Here is a 19,185-nt window from a genome sequence, read left to right as displayed (position 1 = left end):
GTGTCCCTGATCGCTTCTGACCACTTCCGCATCGTTGTCGGCCTCGGCAAGAGCGGCATGTCCCTGGTTCGCTTCCTGGCGAACCGGGGCGTGGCGTTTGCCGTGGCCGATACGCGGGAGAATCCACCGGAGCTGGTCACGCTGCGCCGTGACTATCCGCACGTGGAGGTGCGTTGTGGCGAGCTGGATGTCGAATTCCTCTGCCGTGCCGATGAGCTCTACGTGAGCCCCGGCCTGGCGCTGGCGACTCCGGCTTTGCAGGCGGCCGCTGCCCGTGGGGTGAAACTGTCCGGTGACATCGAGCTGTTCGCGCGTAACGCGAAGGCGCCGATCGTCGCCATCAGCGGCTCCAACGCGAAAAGCACCGTGACCACCCTGGTTGGCGACATGGCGGCTGCGGCCGGCAAGCGCGTGGCCGTGGGCGGCAACCTCGGCACCCCGGCGCTGGATCTGCTGAGCGACGACGTCGAGCTGTACGTGATGGAGCTGTCGAGCTTCCAGTTGGAAACCACTGACCAGCTCAACGCCGAAGTGGCCACCGTTCTGAACATCAGCGAAGACCATATGGACCGCTACAGCGGTCTGCCGGCCTACCACCTGGCCAAGCACCGGATTTTCCGTGGTGCGAAGCAGTTCGTGGTCAACCGTCAGGACGCGCTGAGCCGGCCGCTCATGGGTGAGGGCCAGCCATGCTGGACCTTCGGTCTGAGCAAACCGGATTTCAAGGCGTTCGGGATCCGCGAAGAGGACGGCGAGAAGTACCTGGCGTTCGAATTCCAGAACCTGATGCCGGTGCGTGAGCTGAAAATCCGTGGCGCGCACAACCAGTCCAACGCCCTGGCGGCCCTGGCGCTCGGCCATGCAGTCGGTCTGCCGTTCGATGCGATGTTGACGGCCCTGCGCAGCTTCGCCGGTCTCGAGCATCGCTGCCAGTGGGTGCGTGATCTCGATGGCGTCAGCTACTACAACGACTCCAAGGCGACCAACGTCGGCGCCGCTCTGGCGGCCATCGAAGGCCTGGGCGCAGACATCGCCGGCAAACTGGTGCTGATCGCCGGTGGCGATGGCAAGGGCGCCGAGTTCAAGGACCTGCGTGACCCGGTCCTGGCCCACTGCCGCGCCGTGGTGCTGATGGGCCGCGACCGCGAGCTGATCGGCGAGGCCATCGGCGACGGCGTACCTCTGATTCGCGTCAACTCGCTGGACGAAGCGGTCGCGCAATGCCGTGCCCTGGCCCAGCCGGGTGATGCGGTGCTGTTGTCCCCGGCCTGCGCCAGTTTCGACATGTTCAAGCACTACGAAGAGCGTGGGCACTTGTTCGCCCGGGCTGTGGAGGGCTTGGCATGAGTCTGCGCGACATCATCAAGCCTTATCCTTCGCCGATCATTACCGGACGCGGAATCGACCTCGACTTCCCGATGCTCGCCGGTTGCCTGGCACTGATCGGCCTGGGGTTGGTGATGATCGCCTCGGCATCCACTGAAGTGGCAGCCGTGCAGTCGGGCAGCGCCCTGTACTACATGATTCGCCACCTGATCTATGTGGTGCTGGGCCTGGGTGCCTGCATCGTCACCATGATGATCCCGATTGCCACCTGGCAGCGTCTCGGCTGGCTGATGCTGATTGGTGCGTTCGGCTTGCTGGTGATGGTGATCATTCCGGGGATCGGCCGTGAAGTGAACGGTTCGATGCGCTGGATCGGCTTCAGCTTCTTCAACGTCCAGCCCTCCGAAATCGCCAAGGTGTTCGTGGTGATCTACCTCGCCGGTTATCTGGTGCGGCGTCAGAAAGAAGTGCGCGAGAGCTGGATGGGTTTCTTCAAGCCGTTCATTGTGCTGCTGCCAATGGCCGGCCTGCTGCTGATGGAGCCTGACTTCGGGGCCACGGTAGTCATGATGGGCGCGGCGGCGGCCATGCTGTTCCTCGGTGGGGTTGGGCTGTTTCGCTTCTCGCTGATGGTGGTGTTGGCGGTGGCGGCTGTGGTGTTGCTGATCCAGGTGCAGCCGTACCGAATGGCGCGTTTGACCAACTTTGCCGACCCATGGGCTGACCAGTTCGGCGCCGGTTACCAGCTGTCCCAGGCGTTGATCGCCTTTGGTCGTGGCGAATGGTTTGGCGTTGGCCTGGGTAACAGCGTGCAGAAGCAGTTCTACCTGCCGGAAGCCCACACCGACTTCGTGTTCTCGGTATTGGCCGAAGAGCTGGGTGCGATCGGATCGCTTTGCACCGTGGCGCTGTTCACCTTCGTTTGTATTCGCGGCATGTACATTGGTTTCTGGGCCGAGCGCGCCAAGCAGTATTTTGCAGCCTATATCGCCTACGGCCTGTCCTTCCTGTGGATTGGTCAATTCCTGATCAATATCGGCGTGAACGTCGGTCTGCTGCCGACCAAAGGCCTGACCCTGCCGTTCCTCAGCTACGGCGGCAGCTCGCTGGTGATCTGCTGTGCCTGCCTGGGTCTGTTGCTGCGCATCGAGTGGGAGAGTCGGACCCACTTGGGCAGCGAGGAAATGGAATTCAAGGAGAGTGATTTTGCCGAGGAGCCAACCCATGGGCGCTAACGTGCTGATCATGGCGGGCGGCACCGGTGGCCACGTGTTCCCGGCGCTGGCCTGCGCACGCGAGTTCCAGGCACGCGGCTACACCGTGCACTGGCTTGGCACGCCCCGTGGCATCGAAAACGAGCTGGTACCGAATGCCGGACTGCCTTTGCACCTGATCAACGTCAGCGGACTGCGTGGCAAGAGCAAGCTGGCGCTGCTCAAGGCGCCGTTTGTCCTGCTCAAGGCGGTACTGCAGGCGCGCAAAATCATTGGCCAACTCAAACCGGTCTGCGTTCTCGGCTTTGGCGGCTATGTCACCGGCCCTGGCGGTGTTGCGGCCCGACTTGCTGGCGTACCGGTGATCGTCCACGAACAAAATGCCGTGGCCGGTACCGCCAATCGGTTGCTGGTGCCGCTGGCCGCCCGAGTCTGCGAAGCTTTCCCGGATACCTTTGCTGCCCGCGACAGTCGGCGGACCACCGGTAACCCGGTGCGTACTGAACTGTTCCTCGAAACACCGCGCCCGGCGCTGGCCGGACGCAAGGCACGGCTGCTGATTCTCGGCGGCAGCCTGGGGGCGGAGCCCTTGAACAAGTTGCTACCGGAAGCCCTGTCGCAGGTGCCTGTGGAACTGCGTCCGGAGGTGTTTCACCAGGCTGGCAAGAACCACGATGAAGTGACTGCCGAGCGCTATCGCGCTGCCGGCGTCGAGGCGCAAGTGCAGCCGTTCATCAAAGACATGGCCCAAGCCTATGGCTGGGCCGACCTGGTGGTCTGCCGCGCGGGTGCGCTGACTGTCAGTGAGCTGGCTGCCGCCGGTCTGCCCTCGATGCTGGTGCCTTTGCCCCACGCGATCGACGATCACCAGACCCGCAACGCCGATTATTTGGCCCGTGAAGGCGCTGCCTTCCTGATGCCGCAAAGAACGACTGGCGCCGCGGATCTTGCCGCGCGCCTGACAGAGGTGCTGATGCAACCACAACGACTCAACGACATGGCTGGCGCTGCTCGTCGCCTGGCCAAACCTGATGCCACCCGCAACGTGGTCGATATCTGCCTGGAGGTGGTTCATGGTTGAGAATCAGAAAGCCATGCCACAGCCGGAAATGCGCCGCATCCGTCGTATCCACTTCGTCGGCATCGGCGGCGTGGGCATGTGTGGGATTGCCGAAGTGTTGCTCAACCTGGGTTATGAAGTGTCGGGCTCCGACCTCAAGGCTTCCCCGGTGACCGAGCGCCTGGAATCCTTTGGTGCGCAGATTTTCCTCGGCCATCGCGCCGAGAACGCCGCGACCGCCGATGTGCTGGTGGTCTCGAGTGCGGTCAACACCTCCAACCCGGAAGTGGCAACTGCCCTGGAGCGCCGCATTCCGGTAGTCCCGCGCGCCGAGATGCTGGCCGAGCTGATGCGCTACCGCCACGGCATTGCCGTCGCCGGTACCCACGGCAAAACCACCACCACCAGCCTGATTGCTTCGGTGTTCGCTGCCGGCGGCCTGGACCCGACGTTCGTCATCGGTGGCCGCCTGAATGCAGCCGGCACCAACGCGCAGTTGGGCACCAGCCGCTACCTGATCGCCGAAGCCGATGAGAGCGACGCCAGCTTCCTGCATCTGCAGCCCTTGGTGGCCGTGGTCACCAACATTGACGCCGACCACATGGCGACCTACGACGGTGACTTCAACAAACTGAAGAAAACCTTCGTTGAGTTCCTCCACAACCTGCCGTTCTACGGTCTGGCCGTGGTGTGCCTGGACGATCCGGTGGTTCGCGAAATCCTCCCGCAGGTCAAGCGTCCGACCGTCACCTACGGTTTCAGCGAAGACGCCGACGTACGTGCAATCAACGTGCGCCAGACCGGCATGCAGACCTTCTTTACCGTGCTGCGCCCTGACCGCGAGCCGCTTGACGTGTCGGTGAACATGCCGGGCAACCACAACGTGCTCAACTCGCTGGCGACCATCTGCATCGCCACCGACGAAGGTGTCAGCGACGAGGCCATTGTCCAGGGCCTGTCGGGCTTCCAGGGCGTGGGCCGACGCTTCCAGGTCTACGGCGAACTGCCGGTCGAAAACGGCCACGTGATGTTGGTGGATGACTACGGTCACCACCCGACCGAAGTCGCGGCAGTGATCAAAGCCGTACGCGGTGGCTGGCCGGAGCGCCGCTTGGTGATGGTCTACCAGCCGCACCGCTACAGCCGTACGCGCGACCTGTACGACGATTTCGTCAATGTCCTGGCCGATGCCAACGTGCTGCTGCTGATGGAAGTCTATCCGGCCGGCGAAGAGCCGATCCCGGGTGCCGACAGCCGCAAGCTGTGCAACAGCATTCGCCAGCGTGGCCAGCTTGACCCGATCTACATCGAGCGCGGTGTCGACCTCGCGCCGCTGGTCAAGCCGCTGCTGCGTGCCGGTGACATTCTGCTATGCCAGGGCGCCGGTGATATCGGCGGCCTCGCGCCGAAACTCTTGAAAAGTCCGTTGTTTGCGGGCGCCGTTGTCGCGCCCAGTGAAGGGAAGCTGAAATGACTGCTGACTACGCCAACCTGTCCTCGACCATTGCCCCGAAAGATTTCGGCCGCGTCGCCGTGCTGTTCGGTGGCAAGAGCGCCGAACGCGAAGTGTCGCTGAAATCCGGCAACGCCGTGCTCGACGCCCTGCAAAGTGCCGGCGTGGACGCCTTCGGCATCGACGTCGGTGACGACTTGCTGCAGCGCCTGCTCAGCGAAAAAATCGACCGTGCGTTCATCATTCTCCACGGTCGCGGCGGTGAAGACGGCAGCATGCAGGGGCTGCTGGAAGTCGCTGGCATTCCCTACACCGGCAGCGGCATCCTTGCCTCGGCCCTGGCCATGGACAAACTGCGCACCAAGCAGGTCTGGCACACCGTGGGTATTCCGACGCCCCGTCACGCGGTATTGAGCAGCGAAGCCGATTGTATTTTGGCGGCGACGGAACTGGGCTTCCCTTTGATCGTCAAACCGGCGCATGAAGGTTCAAGTATCGGTATGGCCAAAGTGACATCTGCGTCTGAATTGACCGACGCCTGGAAAGCGGCCAGCACCTACGATTCGCAAGTTTTGGTTGAGCAATGGATCCAGGGTCCGGAGTTCACCATCGCCATGCTGCGTGGCCAGGTATTGCCGCCGATCGCCCTGGGTACGCCACACACTTTCTACGACTACGACGCCAAGTACATCGCGTCCGATACCCAGTATCGGATTCCGTGTGGCCTCGACAGTGCCAAGGAACAAGAGCTCATGGATCTCACGGCCAAGGCCTGTGAGACGCTGGGTATTGCCGGTTGGGGACGGGCTGACGTGATGCAGGACGCCGAAGGGCAGTTCTGGTTTCTCGAAGTCAACACCGCACCGGGCATGACCGATCACAGCCTGGTGCCGATGGCGGCACGGGCGGCAGGCCTGGATTTCCAACAGTTGGTGTTGGCGATCCTGGCGGCCAGTATTGAGTCGCGAGGTTAAGTCCATGCAAGGCGCCCAGCTTCGTCATCAGTCCCCTGCACCCGGCCGTAAGCCGGTGCCACGGGGTGCCAGTCGAATGGTGGCTAAAGAGCCGATGTCGGTGCGCCTGCCCAAAGCCAATTTCGGCTTTCTAAAGGCTTTGTTCTGGCCAGTGCTGCTGGTGGCGCTGGGTTTCGGTACCTATGAAGGTGCGCAGCGCCTGATGCCGTACGCCGACCGCCCGATCACCAAGATCAACGTGCAGGGCGACCTCAGCTACATCAGCCAGCAAGCAGTGCAGCAGCGGATCGCGCCTTTCGTCGCGGCGAGCTTCTTCACCATCGACCTGGCGAGCATGCGCACCGAGCTGGAAACCATGCCCTGGATCGCCCATGCCGAAGTGCGTCGGGTCTGGCCGGACCAGGTGGTGATTCGCCTGGAAGAACAACTGCCGGTGGCCCGTTGGGGCGACGAGGCATTGCTGAACAACCAGGGCCAGGCGTTTACCCCGCGAGAGCTGGCCAACTACGAACATTTGCCACAGTTGTTCGGTCCGCAGCGGGCCCAGCAGCAAGTGATGCAGCAGTATCAGGTGTTGAGCCAGATGCTTCGGCCAATGGGCTTCTCCATCGCCCGGCTGGAGTTGCGTGAACGCGGCAGTTGGTTCCTGACCACTGGCGCCGGCAGTGCGGGGCCGGGGATCGAGTTGTTGTTGGGCCGCGGCAACCTGGTGGAAAAGATGCGCCGCTTCTTTGCCATCTACGACAAGACGCTTAAAGAACAGATTACGAACATTGCGCGCATCGACCTGCGTTACGCCAACGGCCTCGCCGTAGGCTGGCGGGAACCTGTAGCGCCCACGACGGCCCAACCCGCCGTCGCGAAGAATTGAGAAGAGGCAGGACCATGGCAAACGTGCAAAGCGGCAAAATGATCGTCGGTCTGGATATCGGTACCTCCAAGGTGGTGGCACTGGTAGGCGAGGTCGCGGCCGATGGCCAGCTGGAAATCGTCGGGATCGGTACCCATCCTTCCCGAGGCCTGAAGAAGGGCGTGGTGGTCAACATTGAATCCACCGTGCAGTCGATCCAGCGCGCCATCGAAGAAGCGCAACTGATGGCTGGTTGCCGGATTCACTCGGCATTCGTCGGCGTCGCCGGCAACCACATTCGCAGCCTGAACTCCCACGGCATCGTGGCGATTCGTGATCGCGAAGTCAGCTCCGCCGACCTCGAGCGCGTTCTCGATGCTGCGCAGGCAGTGGCGATCCCGGCTGATCAGCGCGTCCTGCACACCCTGCCGCAGGACTACGTGATTGATAACCAGGAAGGCGTGCGTGAACCACTGGGCATGTCCGGTGTGCGTCTGGAAGCCAAGGTCCACGTGGTCACCTGTGCAGTCAATGCCGCACAAAACATCGAGAAGTGCGTGCGTCGCTGCGGCCTGGAAATCGACGACATCATCCTCGAGCAACTGGCCTCGGCCTACTCGGTGTTGACCGACGACGAAAAAGAACTGGGCGTGTGCCTGGTGGACATCGGCGGCGGCACCACCGACATCGCGATCTTCACCGAAGGTGCGATCCGTCACACCGCGGTGATCCCGATTGCCGGCGACCAGGTGACCAACGACATCGCCATGGCGTTGCGCACTCCGACCCAGTACGCCGAAGAAATCAAGATTCGTTATGCCTGCGCCTTGGCCAAGCTGGCCGGTGCCGGTGAAACCATCAAGGTGCCAAGTGTCGGCGACCGTCCGCCGCGCGAACTGTCGCGCCAGGCCTTGGCCGAAGTGGTCGAGCCGCGCTACGACGAGCTGTTCACCCTGATCCAGGCCGAACTGCGTCGCAGCGGCTACGAAGACCTGATCCCGGCCGGCATCGTGTTGACCGGCGGTACGGCGAAGATGGAAGGCGCGACCGAACTGGCCGAAGAGATTTTCCACATGCCGGTTCGCCTGGGCGTGCCCCATGGCGTCAAGGGTCTGGACGATGTCGTACGCAACCCGATTTATTCCACCGGCGTGGGTTTGCTGATGTACGGCCTGCAGAAGCAGTCCGATGGCATTTCCTTCTCGGGGATCAGCAGCAACCGCGATAGCTACAGCAACGAGGAAGCCAAGAGCCCGTTGATCGATCGCATCAAGAGCTGGGTCCAGGGCAATTTTTAAGCAGTAGATGCAAGCAACAAGCTTCAAGCAGCAAAGGCAGTGCAAACGCTGTAGGCGCAGTAGGCGAAAAAAACTAGAGAATTGAAGGAGAGGGAAAATGTTCGAACTCGTAGACAACATCCCCGCAAGCCCGGTCATTAAAGTCATCGGTGTTGGCGGAGGCGGCGGCAACGCCGTCAACCACATGGTCAAGAGCAACATTGAAGGCGTTGAGTTCATCTGCGCCAACACTGATGCCCAGGCGCTGAAAAGCATCAGCGCGCGGACCATCCTGCAACTGGGTACCGGCGTGACCAAAGGCCTGGGTGCCGGCGCGAATCCTGAGGTTGGCCGTCAGGCGGCCCTGGAAGACCGCGAGCGCATCGCTGAAGTGCTGGCCGGCACCAACATGGTATTCATCACCACCGGCATGGGCGGCGGTACCGGTACCGGTGCAGCGCCGATCATTGCCGAAGTGGCCAAGGAAATGGGGATCCTCACCGTTGCTGTGGTGACCCGTCCGTTCCCGTTCGAAGGTCGCAAGCGCATGCAACTGGCCGACGAAGGCATCCGCCTGCTGTCGGAAAGCGTCGACTCGTTGATCACCATCCCTAACGAGAAGCTGCTGACCATCCTCGGCAAAGACGCCAGCCTGCTGTCGGCTTTCGCCAAGGCCGACGACGTGCTGGCCGGTGCCGTTCGCGGTATCTCCGACATCATCAAGCGTCCGGGCATGATCAACGTCGACTTCGCCGACGTACGTACCGTGATGAGCGAAATGGGCATGGCGATGATGGGCACTGGCTGCGCCAGCGGTCCGAACCGTGCGCGTGAAGCGACTGAAGCGGCCATCCGCAACCCGCTGCTCGAAGACGTCAACCTGCAAGGTGCGCGTGGCATCCTGGTGAACATCACCGCCGGTCCTGACCTGTCTCTGGGTGAGTACTCCGACGTGGGTAGTATCATCGAAGCCTTCGCTTCCGAGCACGCCATGGTCAAGGTCGGTACCGTTATCGATCCGGACATGCGCGACGAGCTGCACGTGACCGTGGTTGCTACCGGTCTGGGCGCGAAAATCGAGAAGCCGGTCAAGGTTATCGACAATACCGTTCACACCTCCATGACCAGCGCCCCGGCTCCTGTTGCCGCTGCCGCACGTCAGGAACTGCCGTCGGTGAACTACCGCGACCTCGATCGTCCAACCGTGATGCGCAACCAGGCCCAGGCCGGCGCAGCAGCGGCGGCGAAGCTGAATCCGCAAGATGATCTGGACTACCTGGACATCCCGGCATTTCTGCGTCGTCAGGCCGATTGATGGAATGTATTAGGGCTATGAAGGTGATTGGTGTTCAGCAAAGGCGTGGTCTGCTATCATCGCCAGCCTTTGTTGATACCAGTTCGCAATTTGCGCTGAAGCGGCCCAAGCCATGATTAAACAACGCACACTGAAAAATATTATCCGTGCCACAGGTGTAGGTCTGCACTCCGGGGAGAAGGTATACCTGACCCTCAAGCCTGCACCGATCGACACCGGAATCGTCTTTCGCCGTGCCGACCTCGATCCTGTGGTCGAGATCCCGGCGCGTGCGGCCAATGTCGGCGAGACAACCATGTCGACGACGCTGGTCAATGGCGACGTGAAAGTGGACACGGTTGAGCATTTGCTCTCGGCCATGGCTGGCCTGGGCATCGATAACGCCTACGTCGAGCTCTCCGCGTCCGAAGTGCCAATCATGGATGGTAGCGCTGGACCTTTCGTATTCCTGATTCAATCGGCAGGCCTGGAAGAACAGGACGCTGCCAAGAAGTTCATCCGCATCCTGCGTGAAGTGACAGTGGAAGACGGCGACAAGCGCGCCACTTTCGTGCCTTTCGAAGGTTTCAAGGTGAGCTTCGAGATCGATTTCGATCACCCGGTGTTTCGCGACCGCACACAAAGCGCCAGCGTGGATTTTTCCAGCACTTCGTTCGTAAAAGAAGTCAGCCGCGCCCGGACCTTTGGTTTCATGAGTGATATCGAGTACCTGCGCAAGCACAACCTCGCACTCGGCGGCAGCGTCGAAAACGCCATTGTGGTCGACGCCGATGGTGTACTGAACGAAGACGGCCTTCGCTATGAAGACGAATTCGTGAAGCACAAGATTCTCGATGCAATTGGCGATCTCTACCTGCTGGGCAATAGCCTGATCGGTGAGTTCAAGGGCTTCAAGTCCGGCCATGCACTGAACAACCAGCTGCTGCGCAAGTTGATTGAGCAGACAGACGCTTGGGAAGTCGTGACCTTTGAAGACGCCAGCACTGCTCCGATCTCTTACATGCGCCCGGTTGCGGCAGTGTAAGTAAAAAACCTCTCTAGTTTTTTAAAGGCTGCCTTCGGGTGGCCTTTTTTTATCCCGGATTTTACTCCCGCTCACTGTCCTTCTTTTGTGGGGGCGAGCCTGCTCGCGAAGAACGACAACGCACACCTCAAACCTACCCCAACGCGCTCACCACCCGATTCCGCCCCTCGCCCTTGGCCTGATACAGCGCCTTGTCCGCCCTGAACATCAGATTCTCCAGGCTCTCGCTCGGCAGTCCACTGGAAGTAGCAAGCCCGACGCTCACAGTCATCGGCGCTTGGTCACCGGCCAACAGCGGCATCTGCTCGACCGCTGCGCGAATGTTCTCGGCAATCCGCAGGGCTCCGGCGTTGTCTGTCTCTGGCAGCACCACGGCAAATTCTTCGCCGCCATAACGGGCCGCCAGGTCACCGGGGCGTCGGATGTTTTCGGTGATGACCCGGGCCAGTTCGCGCAGGGCATCGTCACCGCCCTGATGGCCATGGCGATCATTGAAGGCCTTGAAGTGATCGGCGTCGATCATCAGCATCGACAGCGGCGTGCCCGTACGCTGGGCTCGCGACCACTCGCGGCTCAATACCGCATCCAGGGTGCGTCGGTTAGCGACGCCGGTCAACGCATCGATGGCCGCCTGCTGCGCCAGCTCCCGCTCGGCGTGATGCCGCAGGCGCAGCTCGCGGCACAGCAGCAGGGTCAGCCACAGCAGGCCAGTGCACAGCACCCCGGTGGCGCCGCTGATGACGTAGGCGGTGCGCCGCCAGGTCGCGAAAATTTCATCCACCGATAGCGCCACGCTCACTGTCAGCGGCAGGTTGCCGACGCGGGAGAAGGTGTACAACCGGTCGCGATGGTCAATGCTCGACACGCTGGTAAAGCTGCCGTTGCCCTCGCGCATGATGCGCACTACGTTGGGACGGGCGCCGAAGCTCTGGCCGATGCTGTTATTGAGCAGCATGGGTTTTTGCGCGAGCAGGATACCGTCATTGTCGAGCACGTTGAGGGTGCTGTCGTTGCCGATGTCCAGACCCTTGAACAGTTCGTCGAAGTACTCGAGGCGCATCGACGCCACGGCGACGCCAAGGAACTCGCCACTGGTGGAGGAGATGCGGCGGCTGAAGCTGATCTGCCACTGGCCGCTGTCGGCACAGTCACAGCGAGCCTTGAACGGGCGGCTGATAAACATCTCGGTGTCGTGATTGAAGGCATGGGCGAGGAAGTAGTCGCGGTCGGCGAAATTGCCCGGCTTGGGTTCGATCAGCGAGGAGTCCGCGGTGACGTTGCCGTACTTGTCCAACAACAGCAGATCGCCTTTGAAGCGTGCGGCGCTGGAACGGTCGAACAGCACCAGATGGCGCACCTGCGGTGACACCTGTTGCAGGTCCTTGCGCTGGGAGGCGGCGATCAGGCCCTGCAGCGACAGGTCATAGAGTTCGACATTACGCAGCACATCGGCGTCGATCAACTGCACGATGTTGGTCGCACTGCGGGTCGCGGCCTGCAAAGCGTTAGCGTGCTCGCGGATGAGCAGGAAGGTGACGATGGCGATAATCGCAATGACTGTCAGCGAGCTGCCCAGAATCAGCATGAATTCCGGGCGCCGGGTGTTGCCCGTCAAGTGAAGGTGCATACGGCTCATGCTCTGACAAATAAATAAACTGTAGGAGCGAGCTTGCTCGCTCCGACAAAGTATTTCATTTGCCTGAGTAAACTGCACCAAGCGGCTACTGCTTGGCTGGAAAACAATCAGCGGATAACCGTCCGGATCGACGTTGCTCAGATCCAGCGTGCGGCGATCGTTGCAGCGACTGCAACGAACAGGGTTTTGCGTCTAACGGTGATGCTCACGGGAATACATCTTCTTGGACCTATAGCCAACAGGGTTATTGTTTGAAAATCCAATCTTTGCGAGCGGAAATGAAGAGGCGTGCAAGTTTAAAAGCACAACAAAAAAAAGCCGCTGATAGCAGCGGCTTTTAAGACAACTCAACCTGGGAAAGAGCCCGGAAAAGTGTCGAGGGAAACAGTTACATAGTGCGAATCAGCTATCTTTTTCAACCTGTGGTTGAGCCTTGATAGTCGATGCTTGCGGGGCGTGCTCAGGGTTTTGGGTCTTGGCGGTCAGTTCGGCCTGGGCCTGGTCGAAGGCGGCAGCGCGTGCAGCATTCTGCGCGACAAAGGCTGGCGACTCTTCGGCCATGGCCAAAGGCGAAAGGAACAGGGACGACAAAACGAAAGCGCTGGCAATACCCATACTGTTGGACATCTTTAAAACCTTCTTGCTTGGCAAGTGCTGTTTGGTGCGGGCAAAGATAAGGCGCTTGGGCAAAAGGAAACAGTGCGATTTACAGAAAGGACTATTGCGCCAGAGGCAACAGTCATACCGGCAAACAGATGCCGAAGGTATTGACCCCATCATCGCTGCGCACAAACACGTCGCCGCCGTGCATCAACGCAATCGCCTTGACGATGGCCAGGCCCAGGCCATGGTTGGCGCCGCTGTTGCTGCGCGAGGCGTCGACCCGATAGAAGCGCTCGAACAGCCGGCCCAGGTGCTCACCGGCGATGGGCTCGCCCGGGTTGGCCACGCCAAGGCGCACCTGGTGTTCTTCGGTGGCGATATGCACCTCGATCACCTGGCCGGGGGCGGTGTGCTGCACGGCGTTGTTCAGCAGGTTGATCAATGCCCGGCGCAGGTGGGCGATCTCGATCTGCACCTTGGCATCGCCGCTGACGTGCACGCGGACCTGGGCGTCTTCGAGGATGAAGTCCAGGTAGTCAAGGGTGGTCGCCACTTCATCAGCCAGCGAGGTTGTGGTGAGTTTGGTGGCCTTGCTGCCCTGGTCGGCGCTGGCGAGAAACAGCATGTCGTTGATGATCGAGCGCAGGCGTTCCAGCTCCTCGAGGTTCGATTGCAGCACCTCGAAGTAATGCTCCGCCGATCGCCCGCGGGTGAGGGCCACCTGGGTCTGGCCGATCAGGTTGGTCAGCGGCGAACGCAGTTCATGGGCGACGTCGGCGTTGAACGACTCGAGGCGCGTATAGGCTTGCTCGACCCGTTCCAGGGTCGAGTTGAATGAGGTGACGAACTGATCGAGTTCCGGCGGTAGGGGTGACAGTTGCAGGCGTGCCGACAACAGCGGCGGCGCTAGGCGTTGCGCCTCGTGGGACAACTTGATCAGCGGTTTGAGACCAATGCGCGCGACCCAATAACTCAAGGCGCACGACAGCAGCACACCGATGATCGCCAGGCCGATCAAGGCGATCAGCAAGTGGTGCTGGGTTTCATAAACCGTCTGGGTGTCGATGCCGATCATGAAGCGCAGGGGCGGGCGCTGATCCTTGGCCGGGAACTGGCTGACCAGCACCTTGAGCGGGTAGGGTTGCTGCGGCAACTGCATGTCGCGCATGCCCAGCGGGCCTTCGGCAAAGGCACGAATCTGCGGGGTGATGGTGCCGTACTCGTATTGGCGGTCGCCGCTGATGATCCAGAAGCTGATGCGTTTGTCTTCTTCACCCAGCAGCTTGAGCTTGTTGTTGATCTTCACCCAATGCTCCGGTGTACCGAAGCGCCCGACCGTGGATTCGAGCACGCTGTAGCGCGCGTCCAGCTCGGCTTCCGGCAGCAGGCCCAGGCCCTTGTCGACCTGTTGATACAAGGCCCAGCCGATCAGCAGGAACACCAGCGCCGCCACCAGGCTGAACATCGCGCTCAGGCGCAGGGCGATGGAGTTACGGGGCACGACGGCTCTCCAGCACGTAGCCCATGCCACGGATGGTGTGCAGCAGTTTCTCTTCGAATGGGCCGTCGATCTTCGCCCGCAGGCGCTTGATTGCGACCTCGACGACGTTGGCATCGCTATCGAAATTGATGTCCCAGACCATCTCCGCAATCGAGGTTTTCGAGAGGATTTCCCCCTGGCGGCGGGCTAATACGCTGAGCAGCGAGAATTCCTTGGCGGTCAGGTCCAGGCGCGTGCCGGCGCGGGTAGCCTTGCGGCTGATCAGGTCGATCCACAAGTCGGCGACGCTGACCTGCACCGGTTCGTGGCCGCCGCTGCGCCGGGTCAGGGCTTGCAGGCGAGCGACCAATTCGAGGAACGAGAACGGCTTGCCGAGGTAGTCGTCGGCGCCGTCGCGCAAGCCGCGGATACGGTCTTCGACTCGTTCCCGGGCAGTGAGCATGATCACCGGCGTCTGCTTGCGCGCGCGCAGGGCCCGCAGCACACCAAAACCGTCGAGGCCGGGCAACATGACGTCGAGGACGATCACCGCGTAGTCGCCTTCCAGGGCCAGGTGCAGGCCTTCGATACCGTCCGGCGCCACGTCCACGGTGTAGCCTTGTTCGGTCAGGCCGCGATACAAGTAGTCCGCGGTTTTTTCTTCGTCTTCGACAATCAGGACGCGCATGACCCGCCTCAGTGTGTGGTCGCCAGCGCGGGCGCTGACGTGGGCCGATGGAATAGCCGCTCAAGCCACAAGTATATGACCGGCGTGGTGAACAGCGTCAGCGCCTGGCTGACCAGCAACCCGCCGACCACGGCGATGCCCAGCGGCTGGCGCAACTCGGCGCCGGTGCCGTGGCCGAGCATCAACGGCAGGGCGCCGAGCAGGGCGGCGAGGGTGGTCATGATGATCGGCCGGAAACGGGTGATACAGGCTTTATAGATCGCCTCCTCGGGCGACAGGCCGCCATTGCGCTGGGCATCGAGGGCGAAGTCGATCATCAGGATGCCGTTCTTCTTGACGATGCCGATCAGCAGCACCAGCCCGATCAGGGCCATGATCGAAAAGTCCTGGCCCAGCAGCCAGAGCATGATCAGCGCGCCCAGGCCGGCCGACGGCAGTGTGGAAATGATCGTCAGCGGATGTACGAAACTCTCGTAGAGCACGCCGAGGATGATGTACACCGCCACCAGCGCGGCGAGGATCAGCCACGGCTGACTGGCCAACGAGCTCTGGAACGCCTGGGCGGCGCCCTGGAAGTTACCGTTGACTGAAGTCGGCATGCCGATCTCGGCTTTCGCCTGATTGAGCAGGATCACCGCATCGCCCAAGGCCACGCCGGGGGCCAGGTTGAAGGACAGGTTGGCGGCCGGGAACATGCCGTCGTGGGCGATGGACAGCGGGCCGACCGTCGGCGCTTCAAAACGCGCGAGCGCTGACAACGGCACCATCTCGCCGCTCAAGGGCGAACGCAGGTAGAAGTAGGCCAGGCTTTCGGCCTTGCCGCGCTGGCGGGTGTCGAGTTCGAGGATCACGTTGTACTGGTTGATCTGGGTCTGAAACTCATTGACCTGACGCTGGCCGAAGGCGTCGTAGAGTGCCTCGTCGACGTCACTGGCGGTCAGCCCGAAACGCGCGGCGGCGGCCCGATCGATGCTGATGTGGGTGATGCTGCCGCCCAGTTGCAGGTCGTTGGACAGGTCGCGGAAGGCCGGGATAGTGCGCAGTTTTTCGGTCAGGCGCTGGGTCCACAGGTTGAGGGTCGGGCCGTCATTGCTCTTGAGCACGTACTGGTACTGGGCGCGGCTCGGGCCGGAACTGAGGTTGATGTCCTGGCCGGCGCGCAGGTAGAGGACGATGCCCGGGACCTTCATCAATTGCGGGCGGATCCGGTCGATGAACTCACTCGCCGAGACATCGCGATCGCCACGTTTTTTCAGGGCGATCCAGAACCGGCCGTTGGCGATGGTCTGGTTGCTGCCCGAGACGCCGACCGAGTGGGAGAACGCCTGAACGGCGGGATCGGCAGCGACGATTTTCGCCATCGCCAGGTGTTTTTTCACCATGTCGCCGTAGGAAATATCGGCAGCGGCTTCGGTGGTGCCGAGGACGAAACCGGTGTCCTGCACCGGGAAGAAGCCTTTGGGGATATATACGTAACCGGCCACCGCCATCCCCAGTGTCACCAGGAACACCCCGAGCATCAGCTTCTGGTGAGCCAGGGCGCGGCGCAGGCCATGCTCGTACCAGGCCAGCAGCCGCTCGCCAAAGCCCGGCCTGGACTGGGCGTGGTGTTTCGGCGCACGCATGAACAGCGCGGCCAGGGTTGGGGCCAGGGTCAGGGATACCACCACCGAAATCATGATGGTCGAGGTGGCGGTCAGGGCGAATTCCTTGAACAGCCGCCCGACCACACCGCCCATGAACAGCAGCGGAATGAACGCCGCCACCAGCGAGAAGCTGATCGACACCACCGTGAAGCCGATCTCGCCGGCGCCCTTGATTGCAGCTTCGCGCATGCCATCGCCGGCTTCCAGGTGGCGGTGGATGTTCTCCACCACGACAATCGCATCGTCGACCACGAAGCCGACGGAAATCACGATCGCCACCAGGGTCAGGTTGTTCAGGCTGAAGCCCATCACGTACATCAGGGCGAAACTGGCGATCAACGACACCGCCAGCACGCTGGAGACAATCAAGGTCGCCGACAGCTGGCGCAGGAACAGCGCCATCACCGCAACCACCAGCAGCACCGCGATCAGCAGGGTCAGCTCCACTTCATGCAACGAGGCGCGGATGGTCTGGGTGCGGTCAATCAGCACCTTGACCTCGACCGACGCCGGCAGCATCGCCTGCAGGCTCGGCAAGGCGGCCTGAATGCGGTCGACGGTCTCGACGATATTGGCGCCCGGCTGGCGGAAAATCACCAGGTTGACTCCGGGTTGCGTGCCGGACCAAGCCTGCACGTAGGCATCTTCCGCACCGTTGACCACCTTGGCCACATCGCGCAGATGTACGGGCGCACCGTCCTTGTAGGAAACGATCAGCTGGCCGTATTCCTCAGGGTGGAATAACTGATCGTTGGTCGAAAGCGTCGAGATGCTCGACTCGCCATACAGCGCGCCCTTGGCCAGGTTGAGGCTGGTCTGCTGGATCGCCAGGCGAATGTCGGCCAGGGTCAGGCCGATGGCGGCGAGTTTGTCGGCCGAGGCCTGGACGCGAATCGCCGGGCGTTGCTGCCCGGTGATATTGACCTGGCCGACACCGTCGACCTGGCTCAACTGGCGGCCGAGCAGGGTTTCGGCGTAGTCGCTCAGTTGGGTGCCGGGCATTTGCAGCGAGCTGACGCTGAGGATCAGTACCGGGCTGTCGGCCGGGTTGACCTTGCGCCAGGTCGGCAGGGTCGGCATGTCCTTGGGCAGCTTGCCGGCGGCGGTGTTGATCGCCGCCTGGACTTCCTGGGCGGCGGTGTCGATGCTTTTGTCGAGGGTGAATTGCAGGGTCAGATTGGTCGAGCCCAGAGCACTGCTGGAGGTCATCTGGGTCACGCCGGGAATCGCGCTGAACTGCACTTCCAGTGGCGTCGCCACCGACGAGGCCATGGTGTCCGGGCTGGCGCCGGGCAGCAGGGCGTTGACCTGGATGGTCGGGAATTCGGCTTCCGGCAGCGGTGCGATAGGCAGCTTGGGGAAGGCGATCAGGCCGAGCAGCACCAAGGCAAAGGTCAACAGTACCGTAGCCACCGGATGATCGATGCACCAGGCGCTGATTCCGCCACGGGCCTTCATGGCTGGGCCTGCGGGGCGGTGGCTTGGGTCAGCTCCGGTGGTTCGTCGAGAACCTGCACGCTGGCCCCCGGCTTGAGTCGCGATTGGCCGTCGCTGACCAGCACGTCACCGGCCTGCACGCCCTTGATGATGTTCAGCTCGCTGTTCTGGTAGACCATTTGCACCGGCACCGATTCGACCTTGCCGTCCTTGACCCGGTACACGAAATGCTGGTCGAGGCCGCGCTGGACCACGGTCGGCGGCACCACCAACGCGTCCTTGTTCAGCGCAGTCTGGATCTTGATGGTCACCAGTTGCCCGGGCCAGAGCTTTTGCCTGGCGTTGTCGAATTCGGCCTTGGCGCGGATGGTCCCGGTGTTGGCGTTGATCTGGTTGTCGATCAGAGTCAGATGGCCTTCACCTAGCAGGTCACCAGTCTGGCCGTCTGTGTCGGCCCCCAGATAAGCGTTGACCGCCGCTGCCGGCGTAGCGTCGATCAACCCCTGCAAGGTTGGCAGCATTTGCTGAGGCAGGGAGAACTCGACGGCAATGGGGTCGATCTGGGTCACTGAGAACAAGCCCTGGGTGTCGCTCATGCGCAGGAAGTTGCCTTCGTCCACGGTGCGAATGCCGACCCGACCGCTGACCGGTGAACGGATCTGCGTGTAGGAAAGCTGTACCTGCGCGGCATCGATGGCGGCTTGATTACCCAGCAGGGTGGCTTGCAACTGCTTGACCAGCGCTTGCTGTTGATCGTAGGTCTGCTTGGACACGCCGTCGTCGACGCTGAGCAGCTTGTAGCGTTTGAGATTGACCTGTGCCACCTGAAGTTGCGCCTGGCTTTCGCCTAATTGCGCTTTGGCCTGATCGAGACTGGCGCGAATCGAACGGTCGTCGATACTGGCCAGCAGATCTCCGGCCTTGACCAATTGGCCTTCCTTGACCAGCAGCTTGGTAAGGATGCCGTCGATCTGCGGACGAATCACCACGCTGTGCAGTGACAGCACCGAGCCGATCCCGCTGACGTAACGCGGCACATCGCGTTCGGCGACGCTGACCACCCGCACGGGAATCGCCGTCGGCGCCGTCAGTTTGCTCGAGGTCGGACGCAGCAGCATCCAGGCGCCAGCGGCGACCAGCACAATCAGGGCGCCGACAAGCAGCAGGGGTCGTTTGCGTATGGGCATCAGGTCAATCGCCAG

15 protein-coding genes are annotated in these 19,185 nt (G+C 61.9%); 9 read left to right on the top strand and 6 right to left on the bottom strand.

Annotated features, from left to right (window positions below; genetic code table 11):
* The 9 genes from murD to lpxC all read left to right on the top strand — a co-directional run bounded on the left by murD (nt 1) and on the right by lpxC (nt 10,493).
* Entirely contained in the window at nt 1-1,347 is a 1,347-nt protein-coding gene (gene murD / locus KW062_RS24375; RefSeq protein WP_105754792.1) for a UDP-N-acetylmuramoyl-L-alanine--D-glutamate ligase, read from the top strand.
* Complete coding sequence (gene ftsW / locus KW062_RS24370) at nt 1,344-2,561, top strand: putative lipid II flippase FtsW (RefSeq protein ID WP_027619565.1); 1,218 nt, start codon at nt 1,344-1,346, stop codon at nt 2,559-2,561. The genes murD and ftsW overlap by 4 nt, the downstream gene beginning before the upstream one ends.
* Nucleotides 2,551-3,621: an undecaprenyldiphospho-muramoylpentapeptide beta-N-acetylglucosaminyltransferase gene (gene murG, locus KW062_RS24365; protein WP_105754791.1), complete on the top strand. Its 1,071-nt coding sequence runs from the start codon at nt 2,551-2,553 to the stop codon at nt 3,619-3,621. The genes ftsW and murG overlap by 11 nt, the downstream gene beginning before the upstream one ends.
* Nucleotides 3,614-5,074: a UDP-N-acetylmuramate--L-alanine ligase gene (murC, locus tag KW062_RS24360; RefSeq protein ID WP_027619567.1), complete on the top strand. Its 1,461-nt coding sequence runs from the start codon at nt 3,614-3,616 to the stop codon at nt 5,072-5,074. The genes murG and murC overlap by 8 nt, the downstream gene beginning before the upstream one ends.
* Nucleotides 5,071-6,027, top strand: coding sequence for a D-alanine--D-alanine ligase (locus KW062_RS24355; RefSeq protein WP_027619568.1), 957 nt, complete (start codon nt 5,071-5,073; stop codon nt 6,025-6,027). Before murC ends, KW062_RS24355 begins: the two co-directional genes overlap by 4 nt.
* Nucleotides 6,028-6,031: 4 nt before the next feature.
* Nucleotides 6,032-6,898 carry a cell division protein FtsQ/DivIB gene (locus tag KW062_RS24350; protein WP_027619569.1) on the top strand — a complete coding sequence of 289 codons (867 nt, stop codon included), beginning with the start codon at nt 6,032-6,034 and terminating at the stop codon, nt 6,896-6,898.
* A 14-nt stretch (nt 6,899-6,912) separates the two neighbouring features.
* The gene (gene ftsA / locus KW062_RS24345; RefSeq protein WP_027619570.1) at nt 6,913-8,175 is read left to right on the top strand and encodes a cell division protein FtsA; all 1,263 of its coding nucleotides are present in this window, start codon (nt 6,913-6,915) and stop codon (nt 8,173-8,175) included.
* 97 nt (nt 8,176-8,272) lie between these two features.
* Nucleotides 8,273-9,469 (top strand): cell division protein FtsZ, encoded by a 1,197-nt coding sequence (gene ftsZ, locus KW062_RS24340; RefSeq protein WP_027619571.1) that lies wholly within the window; start codon nt 8,273-8,275, stop codon nt 9,467-9,469.
* A 112-nt stretch (nt 9,470-9,581) separates the two neighbouring features.
* The gene (gene lpxC, locus KW062_RS24335) at nt 9,582-10,493 is read left to right on the top strand and encodes a UDP-3-O-acyl-N-acetylglucosamine deacetylase (protein ID WP_027619572.1); all 912 of its coding nucleotides are present in this window, start codon (nt 9,582-9,584) and stop codon (nt 10,491-10,493) included.
* A 133-nt stretch (nt 10,494-10,626) separates the two neighbouring features.
* Here lpxC and KW062_RS24330 read toward each other — a convergent pair whose 3' ends face one another.
* The 6 genes from KW062_RS24330 to KW062_RS24305 form a co-directional block, all read right to left on the bottom strand.
* On the bottom strand, nt 10,627-12,120 hold the full coding sequence (locus KW062_RS24330; protein ID WP_256350841.1) for a sensor domain-containing diguanylate cyclase: 1,494 nt from the start codon (nt 12,118-12,120) through the stop codon (nt 10,627-10,629).
* Nucleotides 12,121-12,531: 411 nt separating this feature from the next.
* Nucleotides 12,532-12,756 (bottom strand): hypothetical protein, encoded by a 225-nt coding sequence (locus KW062_RS24325; RefSeq protein WP_027619574.1) that lies wholly within the window; start codon nt 12,754-12,756, stop codon nt 12,532-12,534.
* Nucleotides 12,757-12,868: 112 nt separating this feature from the next.
* Nucleotides 12,869-14,233 carry a heavy metal sensor histidine kinase gene (locus tag KW062_RS24320; protein ID WP_105754789.1) on the bottom strand — a complete coding sequence of 455 codons (1,365 nt, stop codon included), beginning with the start codon at nt 14,231-14,233 and terminating at the stop codon, nt 12,869-12,871.
* Nucleotides 14,223-14,900, bottom strand: a complete 678-nt coding sequence (locus KW062_RS24315) for a heavy metal response regulator transcription factor (protein WP_027619576.1) — start codon at nt 14,898-14,900, stop codon at nt 14,223-14,225. The genes KW062_RS24320 and KW062_RS24315 overlap by 11 nt, the downstream gene beginning before the upstream one ends.
* 8 nt (nt 14,901-14,908) lie before the next feature.
* Complete coding sequence (locus KW062_RS24310; protein ID WP_105754788.1) at nt 14,909-18,004, bottom strand: multidrug efflux RND transporter permease subunit; 3,096 nt, start codon at nt 18,002-18,004, stop codon at nt 14,909-14,911.
* Nucleotides 18,001-19,170, bottom strand: a complete 1,170-nt coding sequence (locus tag KW062_RS24305; RefSeq protein WP_105754787.1) for an efflux RND transporter periplasmic adaptor subunit — start codon at nt 19,168-19,170, stop codon at nt 18,001-18,003. The genes KW062_RS24310 and KW062_RS24305 overlap by 4 nt, the downstream gene beginning before the upstream one ends.
* Nucleotides 19,171-19,185 lie beyond the last annotated feature (15 nt).

This window comes from Pseudomonas fluorescens (genome assembly GCF_019212185.1).
GTDB lineage: Bacteria > Pseudomonadota > Gammaproteobacteria > Pseudomonadales > Pseudomonadaceae > Aquipseudomonas.
The sequence above is the reverse complement of the archived record's forward strand: the minus strand, read 5'-3'. Positions and strand labels throughout refer to the sequence as shown.

Excerpts from the sequence above, each read along its gene's own strand:
- lpxC (WP_027619572.1), top strand. The coding sequence starts at position 9,582 with ATGATTAAACAACGCACACTGAAAAATATTATCCGTGCCACAGGTGTA.
- murG (WP_105754791.1), top strand. The coding sequence starts at position 2,551 with ATGGGCGCTAACGTGCTGATCATGGCGGGCGGCACCGGTGGCCACGTG.
- ftsW (WP_027619565.1), top strand. The coding sequence starts at position 1,344 with ATGAGTCTGCGCGACATCATCAAGCCTTATCCTTCGCCGATCATTACC.
- KW062_RS24350 (WP_027619569.1), top strand. The coding sequence starts at position 6,032 with ATGCAAGGCGCCCAGCTTCGTCATCAGTCCCCTGCACCCGGCCGTAAG.
- ftsA (WP_027619570.1), top strand. The coding sequence starts at position 6,913 with ATGGCAAACGTGCAAAGCGGCAAAATGATCGTCGGTCTGGATATCGGT.
- KW062_RS24355 (WP_027619568.1), top strand. The coding sequence starts at position 5,071 with ATGACTGCTGACTACGCCAACCTGTCCTCGACCATTGCCCCGAAAGAT.
- KW062_RS24325 (WP_027619574.1), bottom strand. The coding sequence starts at position 12,756 with ATGTCCAACAGTATGGGTATTGCCAGCGCTTTCGTTTTGTCGTCCCTG.
- KW062_RS24310 (WP_105754788.1), bottom strand. The coding sequence starts at position 18,004 with ATGAAGGCCCGTGGCGGAATCAGCGCCTGGTGCATCGATCATCCGGTG.
- ftsZ (WP_027619571.1), top strand. The coding sequence starts at position 8,273 with ATGTTCGAACTCGTAGACAACATCCCCGCAAGCCCGGTCATTAAAGTC.
- KW062_RS24315 (WP_027619576.1), bottom strand. The coding sequence starts at position 14,900 with ATGCGCGTCCTGATTGTCGAAGACGAAGAAAAAACCGCGGACTACTTG.
- murC (WP_027619567.1), top strand. The coding sequence starts at position 3,614 with ATGGTTGAGAATCAGAAAGCCATGCCACAGCCGGAAATGCGCCGCATC.
- KW062_RS24305 (WP_105754787.1), bottom strand. The coding sequence starts at position 19,170 with ATGCCCATACGCAAACGACCCCTGCTGCTTGTCGGCGCCCTGATTGTG.
- KW062_RS24330 (WP_256350841.1), bottom strand. The coding sequence starts at position 12,120 with ATGCACCTTCACTTGACGGGCAACACCCGGCGCCCGGAATTCATGCTG.